At 38.3% G+C, this 6,000-nt stretch carries 4 protein-coding genes; all 4 read left to right on the top strand.

Features of this window, described 5'->3' with window-relative positions:
- The first annotated feature begins 218 nt into the window (after positions 1-218).
- The 4 genes from ahbD (at position 219) to VXK47_RS00890 (ending at position 5,864) form a co-directional block, all read left to right on the top strand.
- The gene (gene ahbD / locus VXK47_RS00905) at positions 219-1,331 is read left to right on the top strand and encodes a heme b synthase (RefSeq protein WP_435546893.1); all 1,113 of its coding nucleotides are present in this window, start codon (positions 219-221) and stop codon (positions 1,329-1,331) included.
- 1 nt (position 1,332) lies between these two features.
- The gene (locus tag VXK47_RS00900) at positions 1,333-1,941 is read left to right on the top strand and encodes a CBS and ACT domain-containing protein (protein WP_435546892.1); all 609 of its coding nucleotides are present in this window, start codon (positions 1,333-1,335) and stop codon (positions 1,939-1,941) included.
- An 819-nt stretch (positions 1,942-2,760) separates the two neighbouring features.
- Complete coding sequence (locus VXK47_RS00895; protein WP_435546891.1) at positions 2,761-3,849, top strand: hypothetical protein; 1,089 nt, start codon at positions 2,761-2,763, stop codon at positions 3,847-3,849.
- A 17-nt stretch (positions 3,850-3,866) separates the two neighbouring features.
- The gene (locus tag VXK47_RS00890; protein WP_435546890.1) at positions 3,867-5,864 is read left to right on the top strand and encodes a CsgG/HfaB family protein; all 1,998 of its coding nucleotides are present in this window, start codon (positions 3,867-3,869) and stop codon (positions 5,862-5,864) included.
- Positions 5,865-6,000 lie beyond the last annotated feature (136 nt).

Here is a 6,000-nt window from a genome sequence, read left to right as displayed (position 1 = left end):
AGCCAGTTTCAAAACGTCCCATTTAGGCCGATCTCTGCGTTGGGCTCAAATTTTAATCCTCGAAATACTAAATGTATTCCTGTGGTTAAAATTTTCGCCCGCCTTGACCTTGACCAAACTGAAACGTTTTGAAAGTGGCTCGATAGAATAATACACAGCGAAATTGCTTAAGGACTTTGATATTTGCTGTTCACTTTTCGGTATACGGATCTTAAGCCATGAACGATAAACCACATCACCACAAACCTCCGGGGGAAGATAGTAATGCTTCTTCCCTGCGTCTTGTTGCATGGGAGATTACAAGAAATTGCAATCTTGCCTGCATTCATTGCCGTGCTTCCGCATTAAATACTTCCTATACAGGAGAGCTTGATACTAAAGCTTCCTTTAAACTTGTTGATCAAATAGCAGTTGCAGGAAATCCTATAGTTATACTTACAGGGGGAGAGCCTTTGCTAAGGCCCGATATTTTCGATATCGCAGCCTATGGGACAAAAAAAGGCTTGAGAATGGTAATGGCTCCAAACGGTACGCTGATAACAGGCCCTATAGCAAAAAAAATGGTCGATTCCGGGATAAAAAGGATAAGCATAAGTCTGGACGGACCCTCAAAAGAGATTCATGACAGTTTCAGAGGTGTACCGGGCGCTTTTGAGGCAGCTATGCGTGGTATCGGTTTTGCCAAAGATGCAGGGCTTGAATTCCAGATTAATACTACAATCACCGCCCTTAATTTAAAATATATCCCGCAAATCCAAAAGCTTGCTGAAGACCTTGGCGCTGTTGCACACCATATATTTTTGCTTGTCCCAACAGGCAGGGGAAAGTATATCCTCAAACATGAAATTTCAGCCGATGAGTATGAGAAAACTTTAAACTGGTTTTATGATCAGCGGAATAAAACATCTTTGCAGCTTAAAGCAACATGCGCCCCGCATTATTACCGTATTCTAAGGCAAAGATCAAAACAGGAAGGCAAATCAGTCAATTTTGAATCTTTCGGTCTGGATGCAGTTACCAGAGGATGCCTTGGCGGAACAGGTTTTTGTTTTATCTCACATATGGGTATTGTTCAGCCCTGCGGATTTTTAAATGTTAATTGCGGTGATGTTACAAAGAATCCATTTGATACAATATGGAATTCATCTGAAGTCTTTCTTTCTTTAAGAAATTTTGATAAACTTAAAGGAAAATGCGGCATATGTGAATTCAAAAGGGTTTGCGGAGGTTGCCGGGCAAGGGCCTATGAGGCGACCGGTGATTTTATGGCACAGGAACCTCTTTGCAGCTATGAGCCGAAAAAATCGGCAATCAACGAAAAAGGTGAATGATATGAAAATAGAATCTCTCATGGTGCCAGATCCGATTACTATTACCGAAAACTCATCGATCACCGAAGCAATAGATCTGATGAAGGTTAATTCCATCCGGCATTTACCTGTTGTCGGCAAGAATAAAACTCTGAAAGGATTTATTACCCTTTCAGTATTAAAACAGGGTCTTGTGCATACCATGATCGGAGATCTGTCTCTGAACGATTTAATAATAAAAAGCCCTATAACCGTGAGTCCCGACGAAGATATAGAAGTAGCTGCTCAGAAAATATACAATCATAAAATCGGAGGAATGCCGGTTGTTAAAGGAAATAAGCTTGTCGGCATAATAACGGTTACTGATATTTTAGGAGCATTCATAAATATGATGGGCCTGCTAACGTCAAGCTCAAGGATAGATGTAGTGGTTGATGATACCCAGGAGTCTTTCAGGAAAGCTCTCCGCATTATTCAGGAAATGGGAGGCGATATAATAAGTGTAGGGATGACCGCAAACCGTAAAGGATCAAAAAGAACGTATTATTTTCGTCTTTCGGCCTGCGATACGGAAACTATCAGAGGCTCTTTGGAAAAAGAAGGATTCAAAGTGGAAAGCGCTATTGATTAAATAATTTAGACTAATTGATATACCCGTAAAAAGTTATTTTTTGCATTTTTCCCAATATATAAAAAATTCAGCAATGTGGACAGTAATATAATTTGTCTGCACCCCCATACTCCGATAAGTTTTATTTCTTAAATTATGCAAAGGTTTCAGAGTATTTTTTCCCACATATATAGTTCCTGCTAACCTGATTGCCATTTTTTAACTTGACATAATCCAGTTATAACTTGACATAATCCGGCTACAAATAGTATGAATCATACGAATTTTCGAATTATTGTTAATCCTTTTATAAATATCCGGTTTTAACCATGCGCAGATGAAATAATAAACTAAATGCTTAAGTCTTTATAAAACCGTACCGATATTTTTAATTGGGCATATTCTAAATTTAAAAACATATGCAGAACTTTGGGTCAGTTTCAAAATATTTCAGTTTGGTCAAGCTCAAAGCGGGCTAAAATTTTAACCGCAGGAACATATAGAGTATTTCGAGTATAGCACTATGCTTCACTGCGTGCAAAATTTGAGCCCAACACAGCGATCGGCCAAAATGGGGCGTTTTACAATTGGCTTCTTTGAATAACTCTTGTTTGTTATGCCGCAGCACGGGGGAGGGGCAGACGAACAGCAGGAAATTTGAGATATTTGTATATCCATCCCCTTGCCTATTACAGTATTCGGGCAAAACATCAATCATATAATAATTTAATTATTTCAATTGCTTGTAATTACCTGTTTTATTGTGCCTGGCCAAAAACAGAGATTTATTAACCGTACCATATAAACAATTAAACAATATTATGCCTGCGGAATTTTATTATGAAAAATGTTAAAATCAATATGTTGGTTCTCTTAATCATTTCCATTTTATGTTTGTTTCCATCAAACCTTACAGCAGGTGTAATTGTAACAGCCAAAGGGGTAAGCTTCTTTGAACCTGGAAGAGAGGTTATAGCCAGGGAAAAAGCCATTGATGAAGCCAAAAGAGCCGCTCTCGAACAGGCAATCGGCTCGGCTATTGAATCAAGCACAACGGTTGAAAATTTTGTCGTTATAAAAGACCAGATTTTAAGCCGTACAGCCGGATATCTTAAAAATATAAAGGTGACCGAAGAAAAAAAAACAGAAATAGGCACATTTGAAGTTACAATTGAAGCAGATGTTGAAACCTCGGCAATGGTTGAAGACCTCGACAGATTCAAAAAAGTATTAAGCTGGCAGAAAAATCCCCGCATAAGCATTATCACAGATAAAGATATGAAAAACGATTATCTTCCGGCAGCAAAAAAATCTTCCTCCATTCTTGCCGATAAATTAGAACAGGCCGGTTTTACTGTATTTAAATATTCCAGAGAGAAGGAATCTCAGATGGGCCTTTTGATTAGTCTTTCCCTTGAGCTTTCTTCGAACCGGTCTTCATACCAGAATATGGATCTTTTGGTAAATGAAATCAGCTTAAGCGCAAACATATACCGGCCCGATGACGGTGAGATATTAGGCACATCAAGTGCAGTAAAATCTCTTCCCGGAGAAAATAAACTCAAAGTTCTTGATGAAGGAGCAAGATATTGCATCGATTCAATCTGGACGGATCTTCGGAGTAAACTTGTAAAGGTGTGGGAGAAAGAGCTTTACAGCGAAAGAAATATAAACATGATTATTAAAAAAGTTCCTTCGCATGCCAAAGCTCTTGAGATATCAAATGCATTTAAATCCGATGTAAGCGGAATAATTGACATGAACCTTGCAGGTTTCAAAAACGGATGCGCTGAATTTAATATCAAATACAAAGGCTGGCCGGAACAGTTGTTAAATGAGATGCAAATGTCATATTTTAAAAGAAAATATTTTAATCCGGCGGTTGAAAAAGTCGAAGGAAATAAAATAATTATAAAAATGAATAAATAAGCAATCGGAGGCTGGATATGATTAAAAAGGCGATTTATTTTGGACTGATTTTTTTGCTGGCTGGTTTTTTGTTTTCCTGTGCTGCCGGAAAGCAGGATTTCGAAGTCGGCATGAAACTACGCCAGGCCGGAAAAAATAGTGATGCAATTTCCTATCTGGAAAAAGCTATTGCAAATGAACCAAACAATGCAGAGTATAAAAAAGCTTTAGCCGAACTTAAAGAAAGCATTATATCAGATTATATTTCACTGGCATCAAACACCATAAACGCTAAAGGCCCGGTTACTATTACCTCTATAAAGTCAGCTAAGGCAAACCTGGCTAAAGCAAAGGAAATTGATCCAAATAATCCTTCTGTAATAAGGCTTTCGGAACAGCTTGATAAACAGGAAAATTCAATTATATCAAAAACAAAAATTTTATACGAAGAAGCTAAGGCTTCGCTTGCTGCTGAAGAATGGGTTCAGGCAAATACAAGCTTAAGACAGATTCAGGAGATATTACCCAATTATTTGGATTCATCTCAGCTTTTAGAGCAGACATCAAAAGAAGGCTCAGAGGCTTTTTATAACAAAGCAAAGGTTCTTTTTGGCAAAGATGATTTAAAAGGCGCATCAAAAATTCTCAAAGACGCGATTTCCCTGAATCCTAATCACAGCCCTTCCCTGAATCTTTTAGTTTTAATAAAACAAAGGGATAACAAAGAATATTTTGTTGATAAGGGCAGAAAAGCCGTTTCTGACCAGAACTGGGCTGAAGCGCTCAAGTCATATAACAAAGCTTTGGAATATTCTCCAAACGATGAATCCTTAAAATCGCTGATTTCGGTAGTATTAAAAAAACTTGGTACATATTATGTTGAAACTATCAGAAACCAGATGGCGGACGGTTGGTATTACAAGGCTTTTGAAACCTATAATGCAGCATCGAAAAATGTGGCTGATCCCAATGCAACAGAATTCAGAACCATCCGGAATGAACTGTCAGCCCAGGCAAACTCAATGGCAACCAGGTTTAAAGACCAGAAAAAATATGGTACTGCCTGGTTCTGGTACAGTAAGCTTAAGAATATTTCACCTGATTATCCTGAAATATTTGCGAATAATCTTGCCATGGAAGACAAGATAAGGCAAAGAGTCCAAAAATCCATAGCTGTATTTGATTTTTCCAGTCCTTCACAACATAAAGATCCCGGTATCATAGTCGCCAATAATCTCATAACCTACCTGTTCAAAAACGCCAGCGGAGATATCAAGATTCTTGAAAGAGAAAACTTGAAATCAATATTGGAAGAAATGAAACTCGGACAAATCGGTGTTGTTTCCGAACAAACAGCGAAAGAGATGGGACGGGTATATGGCATAGATGTTGCCGTAATGGGAAGCGTCTTATTATACCAGGTGGAAACATCCGTTTCCAACGGCACAAAAACCGCAAGATACCAGATAGGAACAGAAATTCAGGATAATATTGAATACCTGAACTGGGCGACTAAAAATCCCAATCCTACACACGGTCAGCTTGCGTCTGCGCCTCCTGCGAAAATCTCATCGCCGAAATATACTGAAAAAGACTACGCCGTTTCCAATCATAAGAAGGTTGGTTTTGTTCAGCTTTCATTTCGGATTGTTGATGTTAAAACAGGAGAAAACATCCAGGTCAGAACTATAGAACGCAAAGAGACAGTTGAGGACGATACAAGCGCGGGTCTGCCGGAAGCTAATGTTAAATATGATCCTCTCGTAATCCCAACTGATACCGAACTTCTTCAGAAAATGACAGGTGAAGTAGTTGCCGAACTTGGAAGAGAAGCTTTAAAACCTTTAAATAACCTTGAAAAAACATATTTTCAGGATGGCGAGCAGTATTTGAAAAGAAGAGAGAGAATTCAGGCTGCAGAAAGTTTTGTTGATGCGGTTTTCGATGAGAAAATGAAAATGGTTCTAGGGTCTCCTCTTACCATAAAAGCTATGGAAAACCTTGATAATATTTTTCGTAATTATAAAGAAAATTGATGGCCCCATAAAAAAACAATTATCAGAGCTACTTTCAAAACGTTTCAGTTTGGTCAAGGTCAAGGCGGGCGAAAATATTAACCACAGGAATACATTTAGTATTTTGAGGATTAATATTTGAGCCCAACGCAAAAGA

It is taken from the genome of Desulfobacterium sp. N47 (genome assembly GCF_051233685.1).
Taxonomy (GTDB): domain Bacteria; phylum Desulfobacterota; class Desulfobacteria; order Desulfobacterales; family RPRI01; genus RPRI01.
This window is presented reverse-complemented; position numbering and strand designations above follow the sequence as displayed.